The organism is Micromonospora siamensis, from assembly GCF_900090305.1.
Lineage (GTDB): Bacteria > Actinomycetota > Actinomycetes > Mycobacteriales > Micromonosporaceae > Micromonospora > Micromonospora siamensis.
In genome coordinates this window covers 1,149,992-1,169,895 of sequence record NZ_LT607751.1, presented here as the reverse complement: position 1 = coordinate 1,169,895, position 19,904 = coordinate 1,149,992, and the positions used below count along the sequence as shown (strand labels likewise).

Here is a 19,904-nt window from a genome sequence, read left to right as displayed (position 1 = left end):
GCTCCCCTCCCCCGTGTCGGATCGTGCCAGCCTAACCGTCGCCGTCCCACCGCGTTCAGTTCCACCGCCCGCGGCGGACCACCTCGCTCACCGGACGGCGTCCCCGGCGCAGCGACGGCGAGCGGTGGTCCGGTGCCCGGTAACCCATCGTGACCGCGCCGATCGGCTGGTATTCCGTCGGCACCCCGAACGCCTCCCGGTACGCCTCGGTCCGCTGCGGCGGGATCCCGAAGAAGCACGCCCCCAGCCCCTCGTCCACGGCGGTGAGCAGCATCAGCAGGGCCGCGAAGCCGGTGTCGACGTACCAGTAGGGCACCGGCCAGCGCTCCGTCGACCGGTCCGCCCAGCCCTTGTCCGCCTCGGCGTACCGCTCCAGGTAGGCGGAGCGGTTGGCGTGCGGGATCACGATCAGCGGCGCCCGGCGCATCCCGGACAGCCAGCGTTCCCGGCCGCCGCCCTCGGGGGTGGCCGTCGCCCAGAACCGCTCCCGGTCCGCCGGCTCCTCCAACACCAGGAAGCCCCAGCCCTGGGCGAAGCCGGCCGACGGCGCCCGGACGGCGTGGTCCAGCAGCCGGTCCACCACCTCCGGCGGGACCGGGCGGTCCGGGTCGTAGTTGCGGACCATCCGGCGCCGCCGGACGACCTCGGCGAACTCCACGGTCAGGCCGCCGTCGGCCGGACGCCCCAGACGCCCCGCCAGCTGCCGCCCGGGTCCAGGGTGATCAGGTCCCGGCCGGAGCGGAACGCGTCCGGCGGGCAGGTCATCGGCTCCACCGCCACCGAGCGGCGGTGCCGTTCCCCGTCCAGGGTGTCGCCGGTGAACACCTGCCACCAGCCGAACTCGGCGTCCGCCCAGATCGCCACCCCGGCGCCGTCCGCGCCGGTCAGGGTCACCGCGGAACCACCGTCGGCGTCCCGCTCCACCTGGCCGAACGCGATGTCCAGCACGGCGTCGCCGATCCGCCGGGGCGCGGTGAAGTCGTACTCGGTGCCGGCCACCGGGGTCGCGCCGACCGGCAGCAGCCGGGAGTCCAACTGCAACCGGGTACGCCCCGGCACCCGCATCGTGATGTCGTCCACCGCCACCCCCGGCACGAAGAGGTAGGGGTGCACGGAGAAGCCGAACGGCGCCGCCTCCGCCGACAGGTCGGTGACCTCGTGCTCGGCACGCAGCCCGTCCGCGCCCACGCTCCACCGGGTCCGCAGCCGCAGCGCCCACGGGTAGCCGGGCGTCGGGGGCAGGTCGTGCTCCACCGTCACCGCGTCGGCGACCTCCTCGACCAGTCGCCAGGACGCCCATCTGACCAGGCCGTGGATCGCGTTGTGCGTGGCCGGCTCGGTCAGGTCCAGCTGCAGGGACCGCTCACCGAAGGTGTACGCGCCGTCCCGGATCCGGTTCGGCCACGGCGCCAGCACCTGGCCGGCGCCGCCGGGGCAGATCTCGTCGGCGTCGTAGCCGTCGAGGAGGTCGACGCCGTCGTACCGGTAGCTGCGTACCCCACCGCCGACCTCCACGATGACGGCCTCGTGCCCGGCGGCGGAAATGGTCCACTGTGCCCCGGAGGGGGGTCGCGGCGAATTGTCCATGCCGCGACCCTAGTCGTTCCGCCGCTCAGTCGCGGTCGGCCGTGGTGACCGCGCGGTAACGCAGCAGCACCGGGAAGGCCACCACCAGCACCACGGCGAGGGCCGCTGCGGCCAGGCCACCGCCGACCATGGCCACGCTCGTCCCGAACCCGGCGGCCATCGCACCGGCCCGCAGGTCGCCGAGTCGCGGACCGCCGGCCACCACGACGGTGTTGACCCCCTGGAGCCGGCCGCGCATCCGGTCCGGCGCGTACACCAGCAGCATCGACTGGCGCAGCACCGCGCTGACCAGGTCGGCCGCGCCGGCCACCGCGAGCAGCAGCACCATCAGCCAGAGCTGGCGGGCCAGCCCGGCCGCCGCGATCGCCAGGCCCCAGCCGACCACGGCGAGCACCAGGGCCCGCCCCTGCCGGCGGATCCGACCGATCCAGCCCGACGTCAGGCCGCCCGCCATCGCGCCGATCGCGATGGCGCTGTAGAGCCAGCCCACCGCCGCGCCACCACCGAACCGGCTCTCGGCGATCTCCGGGAAGAGCGCCCGGGGCATGGCCAGGATCATCGCGATCAGGTCGATGGCGAACGACGAGAGCAGCACCGGGGTGGCGCCGAGGTACCGCAGCCCGTCGACGACGCTGGCCAGGCCGGCCCGGCGGGGGGTGCCGTCGCCGTCCGGGTCCGGGTCCGGCGGGAGCGCCGGCATCCGCACGGTCGCCCACACCGCCGCGGTGAAGAAGAGCGCGTCCAGGCCGTACGCGATGGGCAGCGCGACCTCGGTCCGCCAGCCGGCGAAGATCAGGCCAGCCAGCAGCGGGCCCACCACCGACGCGGCGGTGAAGGTGGTGTAGTTCAGCGTGCTCGCCGCCGGCACCAGCTCCGGCGGGACCAGGCGCGGCAGGCTGGCCGTGCGGGCCGCCCCGCTGACCGCGAACCCGACCGACTGGAGGGCCACCAGCACCAGCAACAACGTCGGGTTCCCCACCCGCAGCAGGGACTGGGCCAGCAGGGCCAGCATCGACAGCCAGAGGACCGCCTGGCTGGCCAGCAGAACCGAGCGTCGGTCCCGGGCGTCGGCGACGGCCCCGCCCCAGAGCCCGAAGACCAGCAGCGGCACGAACCCGGCCACCCCGAGCAGGCCCACCCACAACGAGTCGCGGGTCAGGTCGTACATCTCCACCGGCACTGCCACGGCGGTGAACTGGAAACCCAGCATGGCGACGCCGCCGCCGAGCCAGATCCGGCGGAACGCGGGCACCCGCAGCGGGCGCAGGTCGATCGCCCAGCGGCGCGCCCCGCGCGGCCGGGCCTCCTTGACCCCGGTCACGGGGCCAGCCGCTCGACCACCCAGTCGTCGCCGGCCCGGCGGAACACCAGCCGGTCGTGCAGCCGGCTGGCCCGGCCCTGCCAGAACTCCACCGACTCGGGCCGGACCCGCAGCCCACCCCAGTGCGGCGGCGCGGGGATCTCCTCGACGTCGGCGAACCGCTGCGCCGCCGCCCGGTACGCCTCGTCCAGCTCCGCCCGGCCGGTCACCGGCCGCGACTGGGTGCTGGCCCACGCCCCGAGCTGGGAGCCGCGCGGGCGGCTGGCGAAGTACGCCTGCGTCTCGGCCCGGCCGACCGGCTCCACCCGGCCGGCGACCACCACCTGCCGCTGCATCGGGAACCAGGGGAAGACCAGGCTGGCGTACGGGTTGGCGAGCGCCTCGGCGCCCTTGCGCGACCCGTAGTTGGTGTAGAAGACGAAGCCCTCCGGGTCGTACCCCTTGAGCAGCACGGTCCGGCCGCTGGGCCGGCCCTGGACGTCGGCGGTGCCGACCACCATGGCGTTCGGTTCGGGCAGCCCGGCGGCGACCGCGTCGGCGAACCAGCGGTCGAACTGGGTGTGCCAGTCCCCGGCCAGGTCCGCCTCGGTCAACCCCAGGTCGGCGGCGTACTCGTGCCGCATGTCCGCCGGTGTGTTGCCTGTCACAGCTCGTCTCCCCCTCGTGCGGCCGTCCGCGCCGTCGGAGACGCTGGCCAGCCCGTACCGTCCAGTCTTGCCGACGTGTTACGGCCGGGCACCCCGGGGGATGTCGTGTGCGGCACAGTCGCGGTGGGTCGCGCGCTCGGTTACTCAGCAGGCAAGATGTCACGAACACATCCCTGAGGGTCGCCTAAGGTGCCGGGTGGGGCGAGCCGCCGCGGGCGTACCGAGCAGCCAGAAGCCAGGAGAAGCGACATGGCCGACTTCAAACCGGGCCTGGAGGGCGTCGTCGCCTTCGAGACCGAGATCGCCGAGCCCGACCGGGAGGGCGGTGCGCTGCGCTACCGCGGCGTCGACATCGAGGACCTGATCGGCCAGGTCTCCTTCGGCAACGTCTGGGCCCTGCTGGTCGACGGCCGGTTCGGCCCGGGCCTGCCGCCGGCCGAGCCGTTCCCGGTGCCGGTGCACTCCGGTGACATCCGGGTCGACGTGCAGTCCGCCGTCGCCATGCTCGCCCCGTACTGGGGGCTCAGCCAGCTGCTGGACATCTCCGACGAGCAGGCCCGCGAGGACCTGGCCCGGGTGTCGGTCACCGCGCTCTCCTTCGTCGCCCAGTCGGCCCGCGGCCTCGGCCTGCCGGCCGTGCCGCAGAAGGAGATCGACAAGGCGTCCACCATCGTCGAGCGGTTCATGAAGCGCTGGCGCGGCGAGCCCGACCCGCGGCACGTCAAGGCCGTTGACGCGTACTTCATCTCGGCCGCCGAGCACGGCCTGAACGCCTCCACCTTCACCGCCCGGATCGTCGCCTCCACCGGCGCGGACGCCGCGGCCTGCATCTCCTCGGGCATCGGCGCGCTCTCCGGCCCGCTGCACGGCGGCGCCCCCTCCCGGGTGCTGACCATGCTCGAGGCCGTCGAGCGCAGCGGCGACGCCGAGGGGTACGTCAAGGGCGTCCTCGACCGCGGCGAGCGGCTGATGGGCTTCGGCCACCGGGTCTACCGGGCCGAGGACCCGCGCGCCCGCGTGCTCCGGCGTACGGCCAAGGAGCTGGGCGCGCCCCGCTTCGAGATCGCCGAGGCGCTGGAGAAGGCCGCCCTGGCCGAGCTCCAGGCCCGCCGCCCGGACCGGGTGCTCGCCACCAACGTCGAGTTCTGGTCGGCCGTGGTGCTGGACTTCGCCGAGGTGCCGGCGCACATGTTCACCTCGATGTTCACCTGCGCCCGGATGGGCGGCTGGTCCGCGCACATCCTGGAGCAGAAGCGACTCAACCGGCTGGTCCGGCCGTCGGCGCGCTACGTCGGCCCGGGCACCCGCAAGCCGCAGGACGTCGAGGGTTGGGCCGCCATCCCGCACGGCGTCTGAGCTGCCCCTCGTCACCGCCTCCGGCACCGGGGGCCGGCCGACGACCGCGGAAGGCCCCCGACCGTCCCGGTCGGGGGCCTTCCGCGTACCCGGAGAAAGGTGCCGGTGTGGCGCATGCCTCAGCGGTCGGGGTGGGACCAGCCGCCGGGTGGGCCGGCCCGGGTGCGAGGATGAAGGCCGGCAGAGTCGCCGGACCGGGCCCGGATCCCGGCCGCCGTGCGCCCGGCGCGCGCGTCCGCCGCCGATCCGTGCCCGCGTGAAGGGCCCGCCCTCGCCCATGCGGAAGGATCGAGACAACCGTGGCTGACGCACCGACCATCCGGATTCCCGACGAGCTCCTGCCCGCCGACGGCCGTTTCGGCTGCGGCCCGTCCAAGGTCCGCCCGGCGGCGGTCTCCGCGCTCGCCGACGTCGCCACCAGCTACCTGGGCACCTCGCACCGGCAGAAGACGGTCCGCGACCAGGTGGCCCGGCTGCGTCGAGGGCTCGCCGAGTTCTTCTCGCTGCCCGAGGGGTACGAGGTGGTGCTCGGCAACGGCGGCACCACCGCCTTCTGGGAGGTGGCCACCTTCGGGCTGGTCCGCGACCGGGCCCAGTTCGCCAGCTTCGGCGAGTTCGGCGCGAAGTTCGCCAAGTCGGTCAAGGACGCGCCGTTCCTGGGCGAGCCGACGGTACGCAAGTCGGAGCCGGGCACCGCGCCGTCGCTGCAGGCCGAGGCGGGCGTGGACGTCTACGCCACCCCGCACAACGAGACCTCGACCGGTGTGGCCGTGCCGATCTCCCGGGTGGCGGGCGCCGACCAGGGTTCGCTGCTGCTGGTCGACGCCACCTCCGGCGCCGGCGGGCTGGACGTCAACGTCGGCGAGACCGACGTCTACTACTTCGCCCCGCAGAAGTGCTTCGGCTCCGACGGTGGCCTCTGGCTGGCCCTGATGTCGCCGGCGGCGCTGGAGCGGGCGGGCGAGATCAAGGGTTCGGGGCGCTACATTCCGGCCTTCCTCGACCTGGTCACCGCGATCGACAACTCGCGGCTGGAGCAGACCTACAACACCCCGGCGCTGGCCACCATCTTCCTGGCCGCCGAGCAGACCGACTGGATGAACTCGCAGGGCGGCCTGTCCTGGGCGGCGAAGCGCACCGCCGAGAGCGCCGGCATCGTCTACGGCTGGGCGGAGCGCTCGTCGTACGCCACCCCGTTCGTGGCGGACCCGGCGCTGCGGTCCAACGTGGTCGCCACCATCGACTTCGCCGACGGGGTGGACGCCTCGGCGATCGCGAAGGTGCTGCGCGCGAACGGCATCGTGGACACCGAGCCGTACCGGAAGCTGGGCCGCAACCAGCTGCGGGTGGCGCTCTTCCCGGCGGTCGAGCCGGCCGATGTGGAGGCGCTGACCGCCGCCATCGACCACGTCGTCGAGCGGCTCTGACCTCTCGCGTGACGGTGGGTGGTCGCCGGACCGCCGACGACCACCCACCGTGATCATCGTCGCAGCTCAGTCGCGACATGCGGGTGTCGGATCCCCCACCTGTGGGCAGATGAGCGTACGGTGGTCCGAGACGCCCGGGTGGCCGGCTCGTGGCGTGACGGCCAGCGAAGCGGGACGGAGGCTACGCCATGCGCCCAGTACGCTTCGTCGCCCTCTCCGAGGACGGCCAGGCTCTGGTGCTCGCCGACGAGGTCGGGCGCCTGCTCGCCCTCCCGATCGACGAACGCATCGCCTCGGCGCTGCACGCCGAGCCCGGGGCACCGCCGCTCGCGGTGGTGTCGACCGCCGCCGACCCGTTGCCGTCACTCTCGCCGCGGGACATCCAGGCCAAGATCCGTTCGGGTGAGTCCGCCGAGGACGTCGCCCGGGTCGCCGGCGTGCCGGTCGACCGGGTGCTGCGTTACGCCGGCCCGGTGCTCCAGGAGCGGGCCATGCTCGCCCAGCACGCCCGCCGCACCCGGCTCAAGGGCGCCGAGAAGCCCACCCCGCTGGCCGAGGTGGTCAACGGCCGGCTGGCCCAGCACGGCATCGACACCGAGAAGATCTCCTGGGACGCGTACCGCCGGGACGACGGCACCTGGCGGATCATCGCCACCTGGCCGTCGGGCAAGGCCACCGCGCAGGCGGTCTGGGACCTGGACAAGACCCGGCAGAACGTCGTTCCGCACGACGACATGGCGCAATACCTCTGCGCGGAGCGGCCCACGCCGATCCTCGGCCAGGAGCCGGCGCCGGAGCGGGGCGGTCACGGCCTGCCCGGTCCGTCGCGCGGCGAGCCGAGCCGGGGTGGGCACGGGCTGCCCGCCGCCGCCGGCGAGCAGAGGTCCGGCCGGGACCCGATCCGGGCCGGTCGGGACGCCCTGCTGGCCTCGCTGGACCGGCCGCTCGGCGGCACCTCCGGTCGCGGGCTCGACCCGCGTTCCCCGGCCGCGCTGGCCGGCTCCGACGCGCCCCGGCAACGGGCCGTCGGCGGGGGCGCCGCGGCGCTGCTCGGCGGTGGCCAGGGCTCGGCGTTCGACGACGACTCGGACGCGCCCAAGGAGGTCCCGGCCGTGCCGTCGCTGGCGGTGCTCCGGCCCCGGCGTACCGGCGCGGCCGCTGCGGCGGCTGCCGGCGGCGAGTCGACGGACGCCTCGGGCAAGCCGCGCAAGCGCCTGCCCAGCTGGGACGACGTGCTCTTCGGCAGCGGCCCGGCGGCCCGCGAGTCCTCCTGACCGATCCACCCCGGCACGCGGCAACGTGAGGCACTCGAAGTCGCCGCGTGCCAGGGTGGAGTCATGGAGTACACGAATCTGGGGCGCACCGGCCTGTCGGTCAGCCGGCTCTGCCTGGGCACGATGAACTTCGGGCCGCAGACCAGCGAGCCGGACAGCTTCGCCATCATGGACCGGGCGCTGGACCACGGCATCAACTTCTTCGACACCGCGAACGTCTACGGCTGGAAGCTCGGCGAGGGTGTCACCGAGCAGATCATCGGTCGCTGGTTCGACCAGGGCGGCGGCCGGCGGGACAAGGTGGTGCTGGCCACCAAGGTGTACGGCAAGATGAGCGACTGGCCCAACGACCAGGGACTCTCGGCCCGGCACATCATCCGTGCCTGCGAGGAGTCGCTGCGCCGGCTGCGTACCGACACCATCGACCTGTACCAGATGCACCACGTCTCCCGGACCACGCCGTGGGAGGAGATCTGGCAGGCGATGGAGACGCTGGTCGCGCAGGGCAAGGTGCTCTACGTCGGCTCGTCGAACTTCGCCGGCTGGCACATCGCCCAGGCGCAGGCCGCCGCCGGCAGGCGGAACTTCCTCGGCCTGGTCTCCGAACAGTCGATCTACAACCTGCTCACCCGGCACGCCGAGCTGGAGGTGATCCCGGCCGCCCAGCACTATGGCCTGGGCATCATCCCCTGGTCACCGCTGCACGGCGGGCTGCTCTCCGGGGTGATCCGCAAGATGGCCTCCGGTGGGGCGGCGCGCGGCACGTCCGGCCGTTCGGCCGACGCGCTGGCCGAGCACCGGCCGACCATCGAGGCGTACGAGAAGCTCTGTGCCGACCTCGGCCACGACCCGGCCGACGTGGCGCTGGCCTGGCTGCTCTCCCGGCCCGGGGTGACCGCCCCGATCGTCGGCCCGCGCACCATGGACCAGTTGGACCGCAACCTCGGCGCGCTCGACGTCGACCTGGACGAGGCGACCCTGACCCGCCTCGACGAGCTCTTCCCGCCGGTCGGCAACGGCGGCCCCGGCCCGGAGGCCTGGGCCTGGTAGCGCTCTTTGGCGCACCCGCTTGGCGGCATGTCGCGGCATCCGGGAGCCCGGACGCCGCGACATGCCGCATCCTGCGCCCGCTTCCGGGCGACGCCCGACGTGCCGCAAGCCGTGCCGCCCAGCCCAGTGCCCGACGTGCCGCAAGCCGGGCCGTCCCGGATCGCCGAAACACCCGCACGCCGCGCCCCTCGCCCCCGCCCAGGCCATAGGCCGACATGCCGCAACCCGTGCCCCGCACCCCTACGCCGGACATCCCCTTCCGGTGCCTACAGACTTGAGAGCGTCAACGACTCACGCCCCGCCCGAACCGACGCCCCCACACCACACCGCGCCCTCCCAGCCCGCCGAAGCACCCACACACCGCAACCCGCGGCCCGGCCCGGGTCGGTGGGCCGAGCCGGGCCGATGGCCCTACGGCGCGGAGCCCGGGCGGCCAGGGCGACGGGTCAGAGGGGCCAGGCGGCCAAGCGGTCGTACGTGGGGTGGGGGCCCTGGTGGCTGCGGACGAGGACCAGCTCCGCCGCCGGCCACTCGGGGCCGAGGTAGCCGTCCAGGGCGGCCTGGTCGGCCGCCACGTCGGCGGGGTCGAGCCGATCGCCGGGGCGGGCGATGGTCAGGTGCGGCCGGAACGGCTTCTCGTCGTGCGGCAGCCGGCCCCGGCGCAGACCGATGCGGATCAGCCTGGCCAGGGTGGACAGTTCGGCGACGTCACCGCGCAGGTCTACCCAGAGGACGGTGAACCGGCCGCGCCCGAAGCGGCCACCGCCGCCGAGGCGCAGTCGCGGGGAGCTGTCCCGGCCGGCGCGGAAGGTCTCGGCGGCGAGCCCGAGGGTGCTGGTCACCTCGGTCAGCCGGTCCTCCGCCACCTCGCCGAGGAAGGCGAGGGTGAGGTGGGCGTTCGCCGGGTCGGCGAGCCGTACGTTGATCCCGGCGGCGGTGGCGGCGGCGACCCGCAGCCGGGCCACCCGCTCGGTGAGGTCGTCGACCGCCGCGGGTGGCGGGTACACGGCGACGAAGAGTCGCACCGGTCAGCGGTGCCGCTGGCGCTGCTCGGGGCGGGCGGCCGGCAGGGTGAGGCCGGCGGCGTGCAGCAGGCCCTCGACCCGCAGCCGCTCGATCTCCCGGTCGACACCGTCCAGCTCGCCGAGGTGCTCCGGAATGCCGAGGGCCTGACAGGCGGCCCGCAGCCGTTCGTCGTACGCCTCGATCACCGCGCCGTGCCAGACCACGGACCTGCCGGTCGCCGCGCGCCGGTGCCCACCGAGGCGGCGCAGGTCGGCGGCGACCTGTTCCAGCGGGCGGCGGCCGTCCCGGTCGAACTCGGTGAGGTCGATGTCCCGGGTTAGCGCGTCGGCCTCGATGGCCCGGTCCAGCTGGGCGATGGTGCGCCGTTCCCGCCGCCCTTCGCGCCATTCGGCCCAGCGACAGGCGAGCCGGTCGATGATCTCGTCCGCGCAGAAGAGGGCGGCGAAGGCCGCCGGTAGGCAGGCGACAGCGACGAACGCCAGGGTCAGCGTCACCGCACCAGGGTCACCCACGACTCGACGCTAAGGCTCCCGGAGAGCCGCCGCCACCGGATTGCCGTTATCCGGAACGTCGCCCGGCACCGGGTGCCGGACACGCCGGACCGGATCCGATCAGCGGTCAGCAGTCCGGGGCGGGGACCACGTAGAAGCGGGGCATCGGCAGCACCCGGAACCGCAGCCGGGCGCCGGCGCGGCGCAGCTGCCAGGTGAGCGCGAGCAGGGCGGTGACCAGCGAGATCAGCCCACCGATCCAGATGCTGGCGCCCGCGCCGTAGGTCTCGGCGAGCCAGCCGATCACCGGGGCCCCGACCGGGTTGGTGCCGAGGAAGACCAGCACCCACAGCGCCATCACCCGGCCCCGGAAGGCGGCGTCGACGCCGAGCTGGATGCGCTGGTTGGCGGCCTGGGCGAAGAAGACCATGCAGAACCCGGTGGGCAGCAGCAGCGCCACCACCAGCCAGTACGCGGGCGCGAAGCCGACCAGGGTGCCGAAGACAGAGCAGGCGACGGCTGCGCCGAGCACCACCCAGACCGACGGTCGGCTGCGGCGGCCGGTACCGGCGAGCGCCCCGGCCAGCGCGCCGACGGCCAGGGCGCTGCTGAACAGGCCGAAGGAGGCCGCGCCGGTGTGGAAGACGGTCTTGGCGAGGGCGGCCAGGGTGAGCTGGAAGTTGAACAGCGACGTGGCGATGATCGAGATCATCACCATCGGCAGCAGCAGGTCGGGGCGGCGCCAGACGTACCGTAGGCCGTCGATCACCTTGGCCTGGTCCCGCTCGCCGATCGGCGGCAGCTCCTTGCGGTGCAGCTCGGCGGGGCGCATCCGGACCACGTTGACCAGCGGGGCGAGCGAGCTGAGCGCGGTGACCAGGAAGACCGGGCCGACGTCGAAGGCGGCGATGGCGAGACCGGCGACGGCCGGGCCGACGATCCGGGCCGAGTTGAAGGTGGCCGCGTTGAGGGAGAGTGCGTTGGGCAGCAGTTCGGTGCCGACCAGTTCGCTGACGAACGCCTGACGCACCGGGGTCTCCACGGCGTTCGCGGTGCCGAGCAGGGCGGCGAAGGCGAACACGTGCCAGAGCTGCACCAGCCCGGTGATCACCAGCGCGGCCATGGCCAGCGCGAGGACGGTCCAGAAGGCGTTGGCGACGAAGAGCAGCAGGCGCTTGTCGTACCGGTCGGCGAGGCGCCCGGAGATCAGGGTGAGCAGCAGCACCGGGGTGAACTGAAGGGCGGTGACCACACCGAGCGCGGTGGCCGAGTTGCCGGAGAGGTCGAGGACGAGCCAGTCCTGGGCGATGAACATCATCCAGACGCCGATCAGCTTGATCAGCTGCCCGGTGGCGAAGAGCCGGTAGTTGCGGACTTTCAGGGACTGGAACATCGTGCTCAGCTTCGCCTGCACTCTTGGTGCGCCTCCTCGGGTCGCGCGTACGCGTCATCGACGTCGGACGGCGCGGACCGCGAGGCGCGGTCAGGCGCGGGCGAGCTGCTGGAGGATCTCCGCGGCCCGCCGCAGCGTGTCGCGTTCCTCCTCGCCGAGGGCGGCCAGTCGGCTGGCCAGCCACTCGTTGCGGGCCCGCTCGAACTGGTCGAGCACGGCCCGGCCCCCCTCGGTCGCCGCCAGGATGACCTGCCGCCCGTCGGTCGGGTGGGGGGTGCGCTGCACGAGGCCGCGCTCCTCCAGCTTCGCGACGATCTTGGTCATCGTGGGCGGCTGCACCCGCTCGATGTCGGCCAGCTCCCGTGGGGTCAGCGCGCCGGCCAGCTTGAGGCTGGTCAGCGCGGAGAGCTGGGTGACCGTCAGGTCACCGACCGGGCGGGCCTGTCGGACCCGCCGGTTGAGCCGGGTGATCGCATCCCGCAGCTGGGGGGCCAGCTGCGCCGGTGGCACGCGTTCCGCCGTCACCGTCCGCTCCGTCACAGTCGTTAGCTTATCTAATGAGCATGGCTAACGACATGCGATATGACCACACTCACGGGAGGTTTGCCCTGCTCCGGACCGGGTGCCCGATTCGGCCCCGGCCCGGAGTGGGGCGTCAGAGCACCGCGGACTCGATCGGCCCGCGCAGGAAGTACAGCACGAACAGCAGCGCCACGAAGTACAGCAGCGGGTGGATCTCCCGCGCCTTGCCCTTGGCGAGCTTCACCAGGACGTAGGTGATGATGCCGGCGCCGATGCCGTTCGAGATCGAGTACGTGAACGGCATCAGCACGATGGTGAGGAACGCCGGAACGGCGATCTCGTAGTCGGTCCAGTCGATGGTCCGCACCGCGGTCATCATCAGGAAGCCCACCACCACCAGCGCGGTGGAGGCCGCCTCGAACGGCACCACCGTCGCCAGCGGCGCCAGGAACATCGCCAGCAGGAACAGCGCGCCGGTGACCAGGTTGGCCACGCCGGTCCGGGCGCCCTCGGCGACACCGGCGGCACTCTCGATGTACGACGTGTTGCTCGAGACGCTGGCCGTGCCGCCCGCCGCCGCGGCGATCGAGTCGACCAGCAGGATCTCCCGCGCCCGGGGCGGGGTGCCCCGCTCGTCGAGCATGCCCCCCTCCTGGCCGATCGCGACCATCGTGCCCATGGTGTCGAAGAAGTCCGTGATCAGCAGCGTGAAGACGAACATCAGCGGCACCAGCCAGCCGACCCGGGTCCACGAGTCCAGCACGTTGAAGTTGCCGATCAGGGACAGGTCGGGGACGTCCACCACCTTCTCCGGCAGCGCCGGCACGTTCAGCGACCAGCCCTTCGGGTTCGGCTGACCGTTGACGAACGACGGGCCGACCTTGGCGATGGCCTCCACGACGATCGCCAGCACGGTGGAGGCGAGGATGCCGATCAGGATCGCGCCGCGCACCCGGCGTACCACCAGCACGATGGTCACCAGCAGGCCTACCACGAAGACCAGCATCGGCCAGCTGACGATCTTGCCGTTGATGCCCAGGCCCACCGGCACGGTCGTGTTCGCCGCGTCCGGAACCCGGCGCACGAAGCCGGCGTCGACCAGGCCGATGATGGTCAGGAAGAGCCCGATGCCGACGCCGATCGCCGTCTTCAGCTGGGTGGGCACCGAACGGAACACCGCCGTACGCAGCCCGGTGAGCACGAGGATCGCGATCACCACGCCCTCGATCACCACCAGACCCATCGCGTCCGCCCAGGTCATCTCCGGGGCGATCTCGAAGGCCACCAGCGCGTTGACGCCCAGTCCGGCGGCGAGGGCCATCGGGAAGCGTCCGACCACGCCCATCAGGATCGTCATCAGGCCGGCCACCAGCGCCGTCGCGGCGGCCAGCGCGGGGATCGGGAGCTTGTTGCCGTCGCCGTCGACGGCACCGCCCAGGATCAGTGGGTTGAGCACCACGATGTACGCCATCGTGAAGAAGGTGGCCAGGCCACCCCGCACCTCGCGGCTCATCGTCGAGCCACGGGCGGAGACCTCGAAGAAGCGGTCGAATCCGGAGCGGGGGTGAGCGGGATCGGGAACGGTGCCGTGGTCCGGCGGCGGCGCAATGGCCATCGGGTCCCTCACAGGTGATCTTCGGACTGTCGCGCGCATCGTCGCAGATCAGTGGCCGGCAGGGAAGGCGCATCGCGTACGCTTTGCCGGTGCCTCAGCAGCAGCCGCCGCGGCCGGAGCCGCTCGACCCGCCGATGGTCCCGTTCGCCCTCGTCGGGCTGGTGGTGTGGGCGGTGGCCGGCCTGGTCCTGCTGATCTTCTTCCGCGGCTGGCTCACCGAACACGGCCGCCAGAACTGGCTCTGGACCTGCCTGGCCGGTTTCCTGTGGGGCTTCCCCGGTCTGGCCACGATGATGCGGCACGACGCGCACCGACGTCGCCGTCGGGCCGCCGCCGCGCGGAGCTGACCGCTCAGGAGTGCCCGTACGGCTCGGCCGGCTCCGCCGCCTCCACCGAGCCGGGGGCCCGGCTCACCGAGACCGCCTCGACGGCGCTGTCGTCGTACACGGTCGGCAGCTCGTCGACGGGCGTCTCGGGGGTCTCGGTCAGCGTCTCGGAGTGCGCGCCGCAGCCGTGGTCGGCGGAGACCACCCGGCCGTCGTCGGGGGCGTAGAAGTTGCCGCAGGCGCCGAAGGACTGCCGCAGCGCACCGGCGAGCGGCAGGTAGAAGCCGCAGCTGCCGCAGCGGGCGGCGGCGGGCGCCGCGGTGGAGATCGGCGCGTCGGGGCCGTGGTCGCCGTCGTACCAGCGCTGGGCGGCCTCGGCGCGGCCCTCCCGGGACAGCACCCGGGGCCGGCCCAGGCCGAGCTCCCACGCCGTCTCCTCGACCGCCGGGTCGTCGGAGAGCAGGTAGCCGGGGGCGAGGCGGTCGTCGTCGGCGGGGGTGGGAAGCAGGTCACCGGGGCCGAGGTCGCCCGGCTTGAGCCGCTCCTGCCAGGGCAGCCAGCCGGGGGCGAGCAGCGCGTCGGAGCCCGGGAGCAGGACCGTCTCGCAGATGGTGACGGTGCGGCTGCGGGGCACCCGGGTGACGGTGACCGCCCAGCGCCAGCCCCGGTAGCCGGCCATCAGGCATTCGAAGTAGTGGGTGACGAGTCGGTCACCTTCGGCGACGGCCTGCAGGTGGGCGCCGATGTCCGAGGGCTCGACCTCGGTGATCGCGGCGCGGGCCACATCGACGGCGGCGGCGCAGACCTGGTCGAGGCGGACGCGGGTGGTGGCGGGCCTGGTCACCGGTCCATTGTTCCCCATGCCCGGCGCGGGCCGACAGGCACTCCCCGGTGAGCTTCTCCGCCGGTGCTGCGGCGTTCGCGGGGCGAATGGGCGAGGATGGAGCACATGCCGTCGTTCTCCCGTCCCGAGCGGTCTCTCCTGGGGCGGACCGTGGGTACCGGCATCCGGGCCACCCGGCTGCTGCTGCGCGGTTCGGTGAGCAGTGGCCGCTGGATGACCCGGCGGGCCGGCTCGGCCCGGGCCCGCAGCGCCGGCAACGAGGTGGGCATGGTCCGCCTCTTCGACCTGCACGCGGTCTCCTGCGCGGGGGACACGCTGATCGCGATCGGCCTGGCCGGGACGATCTTCTTCGACGTGCCGCTCGGCGAGGCGCGCAACAAGGTGGCGCTCTACCTGCTGGTCACGATGGTGCCGTTCGCCATGCTGGCGCCGGTGGTGGGCCCGCTGCTGGACCACTTCCGGCACGGCCGTCGGTACGCGCTGGCCACCACCATGCTGGGCCGCGCCTTCCTGGCCTGGTTGATCTCGGACTACCTGGGCAGCTTCGGCCTGTATCCGGCGGCCTTCGGGGTGCTGGCGCTCTCCCGGGCGTACGGGGTGGCCCGCTCGGCCGCCGTTCCCCGGCTGCTGCCCGAAGGGCTGGGTCTGTCCCAGGTCGGGGCGCGCGCCAGCGTGTACGGGACGGTGGCGGGCGCGCTGGTGGCGCCGCTCGGCCTGGCGGCGTTCTGGTTGGGGCCGCAGTGGCCGCTCCGGGTCGCCTCGGTGATCTTCCTGGTCGGCATGGTGATCGCGCTGCGGCTGCCGCCGAAGGCGGACTCGGAGCCACCCGAGCGGGTGCCGCGGCCGCTGCGTGCGCTGCGCCGCAAGGACCGGGACCGCCCGCTGGGCCGGGGCCGTCCGGCGGGCCGGCTGGTCATCGCCACCCTGATCGGCTCCGCCAGCCTGCGCGGCATGTACGGCTTCCTGCTGCTCTTCCTCGCCTTCGCGATCAAGTCCGGCGATCTGACCACCGACTTCCTCGGCCGGCAGCTGAGCCCGCAGGCCGCGCTGGGCCTGGTCGGCGGCGCGCTGGCGGTGGGCGGCTTCCTGGCCACCGCGGTCGGTACCCGGCTGCGCATCCACCGCCCCACCGCGATCCAGTCCAGCTCACTGATCATCGTGGCCGGGGTGGCGGTGCTCGCCGCGGTGAAGTTCTCGCTGCCGCTGGTGGCCGTGCTCTGCCTGGTGACGGCCCTGTTCAGCGGGCTGGCGAAGCTGGCGGTGGACGCCTCCATCCAGGAGCGCATCCCGGAGCGGCTGCGGGCGAGTTCCTTCGCGCACTCGGAGACCGCGCTGATGCTCGCCTTCGTGGCCGGCGGCGCGCTGGGCCTGGTGCCGTTCACCGGCCGGATCGGGATCATGGTGGTCGCCGGCGTGGCGGTCCTCGCCGCCGCCCGGGGCGTCCTGGTCGCCGGCCGGCTGCGCGCCGAGCGGCTGGTGGGGCGCCCGCTCGACGACGCCGAGCTGGCCGAGCAGGACCGCCGCGCCGAGGCGGAGCAGGCCGAGGCGGCCCGCCGCGCGCAGGCCGGGGCCGACCACCGGGACGAGCCGGTCGAGGCCGCACCGACCTCGCCGGCGCCGACCGGGTCGGGCGTTCCGGAGCCCGCCGTACGCGGCCCCGACATGCCGGGGGCCGGCGTGCCCGGTCAGGCCGACGAGGCCGGGCTGGCGCCGCCGGGCTACCACGTCTACCGGCCCTCTTCGGCGGTCTCCGGGCCGGGTGGCGTGGACGACGAGCAGCGCCGCAACTCCCCGGGCCCGGTGTCGTGACCGGTCTGCTGGTGGTGACCGCCGTGCCGGCGGAGGCGGAGGCGGTTCGCGCCGGCCTGACCGACCCGACGGTGACGGTCCGCCCGGTGGGGGTGGGCCCGGCGGTGGCGGGCGCGGCCACGGCCCGCCTGCTCGCCCTGGCGGAGGCGGCCGGCCACCCGTTCCGGGCGGTGGTGAGCGCCGGTATCGGCGGCGGCTTCGCCGGCCGAGCGCCGGTCGGCGGCACGGTGCTGGGCACCCGCAGTGTCGCCGCCGACCTGGGCGCCGAGTCGCCGGGGGGCTTCATCCCGATCGACGAGCTGGGCATGCCGCCCGAGTGGCTGGGCGGCGGCCCCTCCGTGGAAGCCGACCCGGGGCTGCTCGCCGACCTCCGCCACGCGCTCCCGGCGGCGACCGTGGGCGCGGTGCTGACCGTCGCCACGGTCACCGGCACGGCCGCCAGCACCCTGGCCCTGGCCGACCGTCACCCCGACGCCGTCGCCGAGGCCATGGAGGGGTACGGCGTGGCCGTCGCCGCGGCCCAGGCCGGCCTGCCCTTTGTCGAGCTACGCACCGTCTCCAACCCGATCGGCCCCCGCGACCGCGACACCTGGCGCATGCGGGAGGCGTTCGCCGCCCTCACCGAGGCCGCCCGCGCCCTGCGCTGAGCCCGCGGCCGATACCGAACCGGGTCCGTGGCCCGGTCGACCGGTCAGCGGTGTTCGGCCTCGAGGTCGAGGCTGAACGCCACCGGCCGACCCGTCTCCACCCGGTAGCCGCAGGCGATGAGGAACCCGATGCCCTCGAACTCCGCGATCGCGTGTGCCCGGACGATGCCCACCCGTTGCAGCTCGATCCGCAGCGCTTCCAGCAGGCGACGCCCGATGCCGAGACCCCTGGCCTCGGCCCGGACCAGCACCCCGTCGAGGACGACCTCGCGGCGGTCGCCCAGGTCGTACCCGAGCAGCAGGTCGACGCTGACCTCGTGTGCCCGCAACTCGCCTACGAGGTCGCCGTCGGGCAGCTCCGCCACGAACCGCCAGGACGTGGCGGGTAGGTCGCCACCGGTGAAGCGCCTGATCCGGACCGAACGCCGAACCTCCTCGGCGCGCCGCCGCCGGTCACGCTCACGCCGGTCACGCCGGTAGGTGGCCGCCGGCAAGGGCAGTGGCCAGAGGGGCGGCGGCAGGTTGCCCCACGCGGCCCACCAGGCTCCCGGCCAGTCTCGCGGTTCGCGGACCTCCCGGGCGTCCAGGTGGGGCGGGCACTGTCGCCCGGCGGCATCCCGCAGCCCCTCGTGCGGCACGAGCGGCAACGAGCGCGTGTCCGGCGGCTCGGTGCCCGCCGAGCCGGCGAGCGCGATGGTGAGTCGCCCGGCGGCGGCGCGAACGAGCTGTTCGACGGTGCGGAACCGCACGTCCGTCGCCCGCCCGGCCTCGATCCGGGCGACGGTGCTCTGCGGGACTCCCGCCTTCTCGGCCAGCTCCCGCTGGCTCAGGTCGGCCTGGCGGCGTAGTGCGCGGAGCGTCGCAGCCAGATCGACCGTCTCCTCCGGCCCGGTCATGTCCTCCATGCTTCCCGCGCGACCGAAGTTCTTCAACAGGCCCCGACGCCCTGTGGAAAACCCTGTGGACAAGTCCCGGAGCTGGGGATGAAGGGTGGTCGCTGCACGCTACAGACTTGAGAGCGTGGATGACTCAGCCACGTCCGACCGTCCTTCGACCGGATTCCTCTTGCGGGGCCGGACTCCCGACCGGCCCCCGGCGGGATGGCCCTCTTGACACCACCGGCACCGACGGCACGCGAAGCGTCGGCCCACGGGCCGTCGACCCGCCGTGAGTCGTTCACGCTCTCAAGTCCGTAGCGTCGCGAAGGACAGGTGCCGCCGCTGCTCAGGCACCCGCCGGCCAGGCCGGGAGGTCCCGGCCGGACGGCCGCGGCGGAGGTGGGCCGGCGGCGGGGATACGGTGGGGGTGTGGCGCTCTCCCTCGCGATCTCGCCCTGCCCCAACGACACGTTCGTCTTCGACGCCCTGGTGCACGGGCGGGTGCCCGGCGCGCCGCCGGTGGAGGTGACCTACGCCGACGTGGACGTCACCAACACCGCCGCCGAGCGGGGTGCGTTCGACCTGGTCAAGGTGAGCTACGCGGCGCTGCCGTGGCTGCTGGACGACTACCACCTGCTGCCGTGCGGCGGGGCGCTGGGCCGTGGCTGCGGACCCCTGATGCTCACCCGCGGCGACCGGACCGCGAGCGACCGGACCGGCGGGACCGGGAGCGGCGAGACCGCGAGCGGCCTGGCCGACCTGTCCGGGGCGACCGTGGCGGTGCCGGGCGACCGGACGACGGCGTACCTGCTGTTCCGGCTCTGGTCGGCGGAGCGACCGCCGGCCCGGATCGAGGTGGTGCCGTTCCACGAGATCATGCCCGGGGTGGCGGCCGGCCGGTACGACGCCGGGCTGGTGATCCACGAGGCCCGGTTCACCTACCCGCGGCACGGGCTGACCGCCCTGGTCGACCTCGGCGAGTGGTGGGAGTCGACCACCGGTCTGCCGATCCCGCTCGGGGCGATCCTGGCCCGCAAGGGCGCCGTCGATCCGGTCGAGGCCGCCGGCTGGATCCGGGAGTCCGTCCGGCAGGCGTGGGCCGACCCTGCGGCCAGCCGGGAGTACGTGTTGGCGCACGCCCAGGAGATGGAGCCCGACGTGGTGGACCGGCACATCGGCCTCTACGTCAACGAGTTCACCGCCGACCTGGGTGAGGCCGGCTTCGCCGCCGTGCAGGCGCTGCTGGGCCGGGCCGCCGACGCCGGGCTCGTTCCGCGAACCTCCAGCCCTCAGACCTCCAGCTCGCGCGCCACCGCGTGGACGAGCTGAGCGATCTTCTGCGCGGTCTTGCGGTCCGGGAAGCGGCCCCGGCCCAGGTCCGGCTGGACCTTCGCCTCCAGCACCTTGATCATGTCCTCGACCATGCCGTGCAGCTCCTCGGCCGGCCGGCGGCGCAGCTCCGCCACCGAGGGCGGCGCCTCCAGCAGCCGGACCCCCATCGCCTGGGAGCCGCGGCGGCTGTCCACCACGCTGAAGTCGATCTTCTGGCCACCCTTGAGGTCGGTGACACCCGCCGGCAGCGCGCCCTTCGGCAGGAACACGTCGCCACCCTCGTCACTGGTGACGAACCCGTATCCCTTGGCCGCGTCATACCACTTCACTCGACCCGTCGGCACTGTGGAACCCCTGCT

The 19,904-nt window shown here is 73.8% G+C and carries 20 protein-coding genes; 8 read left to right on the top strand and 12 right to left on the bottom strand.

The window, feature by feature from the left end; translation table 11 throughout:
* Window positions 1-55: 55 nt before the first annotated feature.
* The 4 genes from GA0074704_RS05500 to pdxH are packed head-to-tail and all read right to left on the bottom strand — an operon-like array spanning window position 56 to window position 3,531.
* Window positions 56-658 (bottom strand): nitroreductase family protein, encoded by a 603-nt coding sequence (locus tag GA0074704_RS05500; protein WP_088969490.1) that lies wholly within the window; start codon window positions 656-658, stop codon window positions 56-58.
* A 2-nt stretch (window positions 659-660) separates the two neighbouring features.
* Window positions 661-1,587 carry an aldose 1-epimerase family protein gene (locus GA0074704_RS05495; RefSeq protein WP_088969489.1) on the bottom strand — a complete coding sequence of 309 codons (927 nt, stop codon included), beginning with the start codon at window positions 1,585-1,587 and terminating at the stop codon, window positions 661-663.
* A gap of 25 nt (window positions 1,588-1,612) precedes the next feature.
* Window positions 1,613-2,908, bottom strand: coding sequence for an MFS transporter (locus tag GA0074704_RS05490; RefSeq protein WP_088969488.1), 1,296 nt, complete (start codon window positions 2,906-2,908; stop codon window positions 1,613-1,615).
* Window positions 2,905-3,531, bottom strand: a complete 627-nt coding sequence (gene pdxH, locus GA0074704_RS05485) for a pyridoxamine 5'-phosphate oxidase (protein ID WP_088969487.1) — start codon at window positions 3,529-3,531, stop codon at window positions 2,905-2,907. The genes GA0074704_RS05490 and pdxH overlap by 4 nt, the downstream gene beginning before the upstream one ends.
* Before the next feature lie 273 nt (window positions 3,532-3,804).
* Between pdxH and GA0074704_RS05480 the strand changes: the two genes are divergently transcribed.
* The 4 genes from GA0074704_RS05480 (at window position 3,805) to GA0074704_RS05465 (ending at window position 8,662) form a co-directional block, all read left to right on the top strand.
* A complete protein-coding gene (locus tag GA0074704_RS05480) occupies window positions 3,805-4,911 on the top strand; it encodes a citrate synthase 2 (RefSeq protein WP_088969486.1) in 1,107 nt (368 codons plus the stop codon).
* A gap of 299 nt (window positions 4,912-5,210) precedes the next feature.
* The gene (serC, locus tag GA0074704_RS05475; protein ID WP_088969485.1) at window positions 5,211-6,338 is read left to right on the top strand and encodes a phosphoserine transaminase; all 1,128 of its coding nucleotides are present in this window, start codon (window positions 5,211-5,213) and stop codon (window positions 6,336-6,338) included.
* A gap of 188 nt (window positions 6,339-6,526) precedes the next feature.
* Entirely contained in the window at window positions 6,527-7,612 is a 1,086-nt protein-coding gene (gene sepH, locus GA0074704_RS05470; protein ID WP_088969484.1) for a septation protein SepH, read from the top strand.
* A 63-nt stretch (window positions 7,613-7,675) separates the two neighbouring features.
* Complete coding sequence (locus GA0074704_RS05465) at window positions 7,676-8,662, top strand: aldo/keto reductase (RefSeq protein ID WP_088969483.1); 987 nt, start codon at window positions 7,676-7,678, stop codon at window positions 8,660-8,662.
* 446 nt (window positions 8,663-9,108) lie between these two features.
* Here GA0074704_RS05465 and thpR read toward each other — a convergent pair whose 3' ends face one another.
* The 5 genes from thpR to GA0074704_RS05440 form a co-directional block, all read right to left on the bottom strand.
* Window positions 9,109-9,687 carry an RNA 2',3'-cyclic phosphodiesterase gene (gene thpR / locus GA0074704_RS05460; protein ID WP_088969482.1) on the bottom strand — a complete coding sequence of 193 codons (579 nt, stop codon included), beginning with the start codon at window positions 9,685-9,687 and terminating at the stop codon, window positions 9,109-9,111.
* Between the two features lie 3 nt (window positions 9,688-9,690).
* Window positions 9,691-10,200, bottom strand: coding sequence for a hypothetical protein (locus GA0074704_RS05455; RefSeq protein WP_088969481.1), 510 nt, complete (start codon window positions 10,198-10,200; stop codon window positions 9,691-9,693).
* 106 nt (window positions 10,201-10,306) lie between these two features.
* The gene (locus GA0074704_RS05450; RefSeq protein WP_088969480.1) at window positions 10,307-11,593 is read right to left on the bottom strand and encodes an MFS transporter; all 1,287 of its coding nucleotides are present in this window, start codon (window positions 11,591-11,593) and stop codon (window positions 10,307-10,309) included.
* 69 nt (window positions 11,594-11,662) lie between these two features.
* Window positions 11,663-12,112 carry a MarR family winged helix-turn-helix transcriptional regulator gene (locus tag GA0074704_RS05445; protein ID WP_172880429.1) on the bottom strand — a complete coding sequence of 150 codons (450 nt, stop codon included), beginning with the start codon at window positions 12,110-12,112 and terminating at the stop codon, window positions 11,663-11,665.
* 115 nt (window positions 12,113-12,227) lie between these two features.
* Complete coding sequence (locus tag GA0074704_RS05440) at window positions 12,228-13,709, bottom strand: NCS2 family permease (protein ID WP_088969479.1); 1,482 nt, start codon at window positions 13,707-13,709, stop codon at window positions 12,228-12,230.
* An 89-nt stretch (window positions 13,710-13,798) separates the two neighbouring features.
* Between GA0074704_RS05440 and GA0074704_RS05435 the strand changes: the two genes are divergently transcribed.
* Entirely contained in the window at window positions 13,799-14,056 is a 258-nt protein-coding gene (locus tag GA0074704_RS05435) for a DUF2530 domain-containing protein (protein ID WP_088969478.1), read from the top strand.
* Between the two features lie 4 nt (window positions 14,057-14,060).
* On the opposite strand, the gene GA0074704_RS05430 is transcribed toward GA0074704_RS05435, so the two are convergent.
* Window positions 14,061-14,897, bottom strand: a complete 837-nt coding sequence (locus tag GA0074704_RS05430) for a DUF3027 domain-containing protein (RefSeq protein ID WP_088969477.1) — start codon at window positions 14,895-14,897, stop codon at window positions 14,061-14,063.
* An 87-nt stretch (window positions 14,898-14,984) separates the two neighbouring features.
* Here GA0074704_RS05430 and GA0074704_RS05425 point away from each other — a divergent pair, with 87 nt between their 5' ends.
* Window positions 14,985-16,688 (top strand): MFS transporter, encoded by a 1,704-nt coding sequence (locus GA0074704_RS05425; protein WP_088973468.1) that lies wholly within the window; start codon window positions 14,985-14,987, stop codon window positions 16,686-16,688.
* The gene (locus GA0074704_RS05420; protein ID WP_088969476.1) at window positions 16,685-17,335 is read left to right on the top strand and encodes a futalosine hydrolase; all 651 of its coding nucleotides are present in this window, start codon (window positions 16,685-16,687) and stop codon (window positions 17,333-17,335) included. The genes GA0074704_RS05425 and GA0074704_RS05420 overlap by 4 nt, the downstream gene beginning before the upstream one ends.
* Window positions 17,336-17,379: 44 nt before the next feature.
* On the opposite strand, the gene GA0074704_RS05415 is transcribed toward GA0074704_RS05420, so the two are convergent.
* Window positions 17,380-18,231 carry a GNAT family N-acetyltransferase gene (locus tag GA0074704_RS05415; RefSeq protein ID WP_088973467.1) on the bottom strand — a complete coding sequence of 284 codons (852 nt, stop codon included), beginning with the start codon at window positions 18,229-18,231 and terminating at the stop codon, window positions 17,380-17,382.
* Window positions 18,232-18,642: 411 nt separating this feature from the next.
* On the opposite strand from GA0074704_RS05415, the gene GA0074704_RS05410 reads away from it, so the two are divergent.
* Window positions 18,643-19,542, top strand: a complete 900-nt coding sequence (locus tag GA0074704_RS05410; protein WP_088969475.1) for a 1,4-dihydroxy-6-naphthoate synthase — start codon at window positions 18,643-18,645, stop codon at window positions 19,540-19,542.
* Here the strand turns inward: GA0074704_RS05410 and GA0074704_RS05405 are convergent.
* Entirely contained in the window at window positions 19,503-19,889 is a 387-nt protein-coding gene (locus GA0074704_RS05405; RefSeq protein ID WP_088969474.1) for a cold-shock protein, read from the bottom strand. The two genes, GA0074704_RS05410 and GA0074704_RS05405, sit on opposite strands and share 40 nt — an antisense overlap.
* Between the last annotated feature and the right edge of the window lie 15 nt (window positions 19,890-19,904).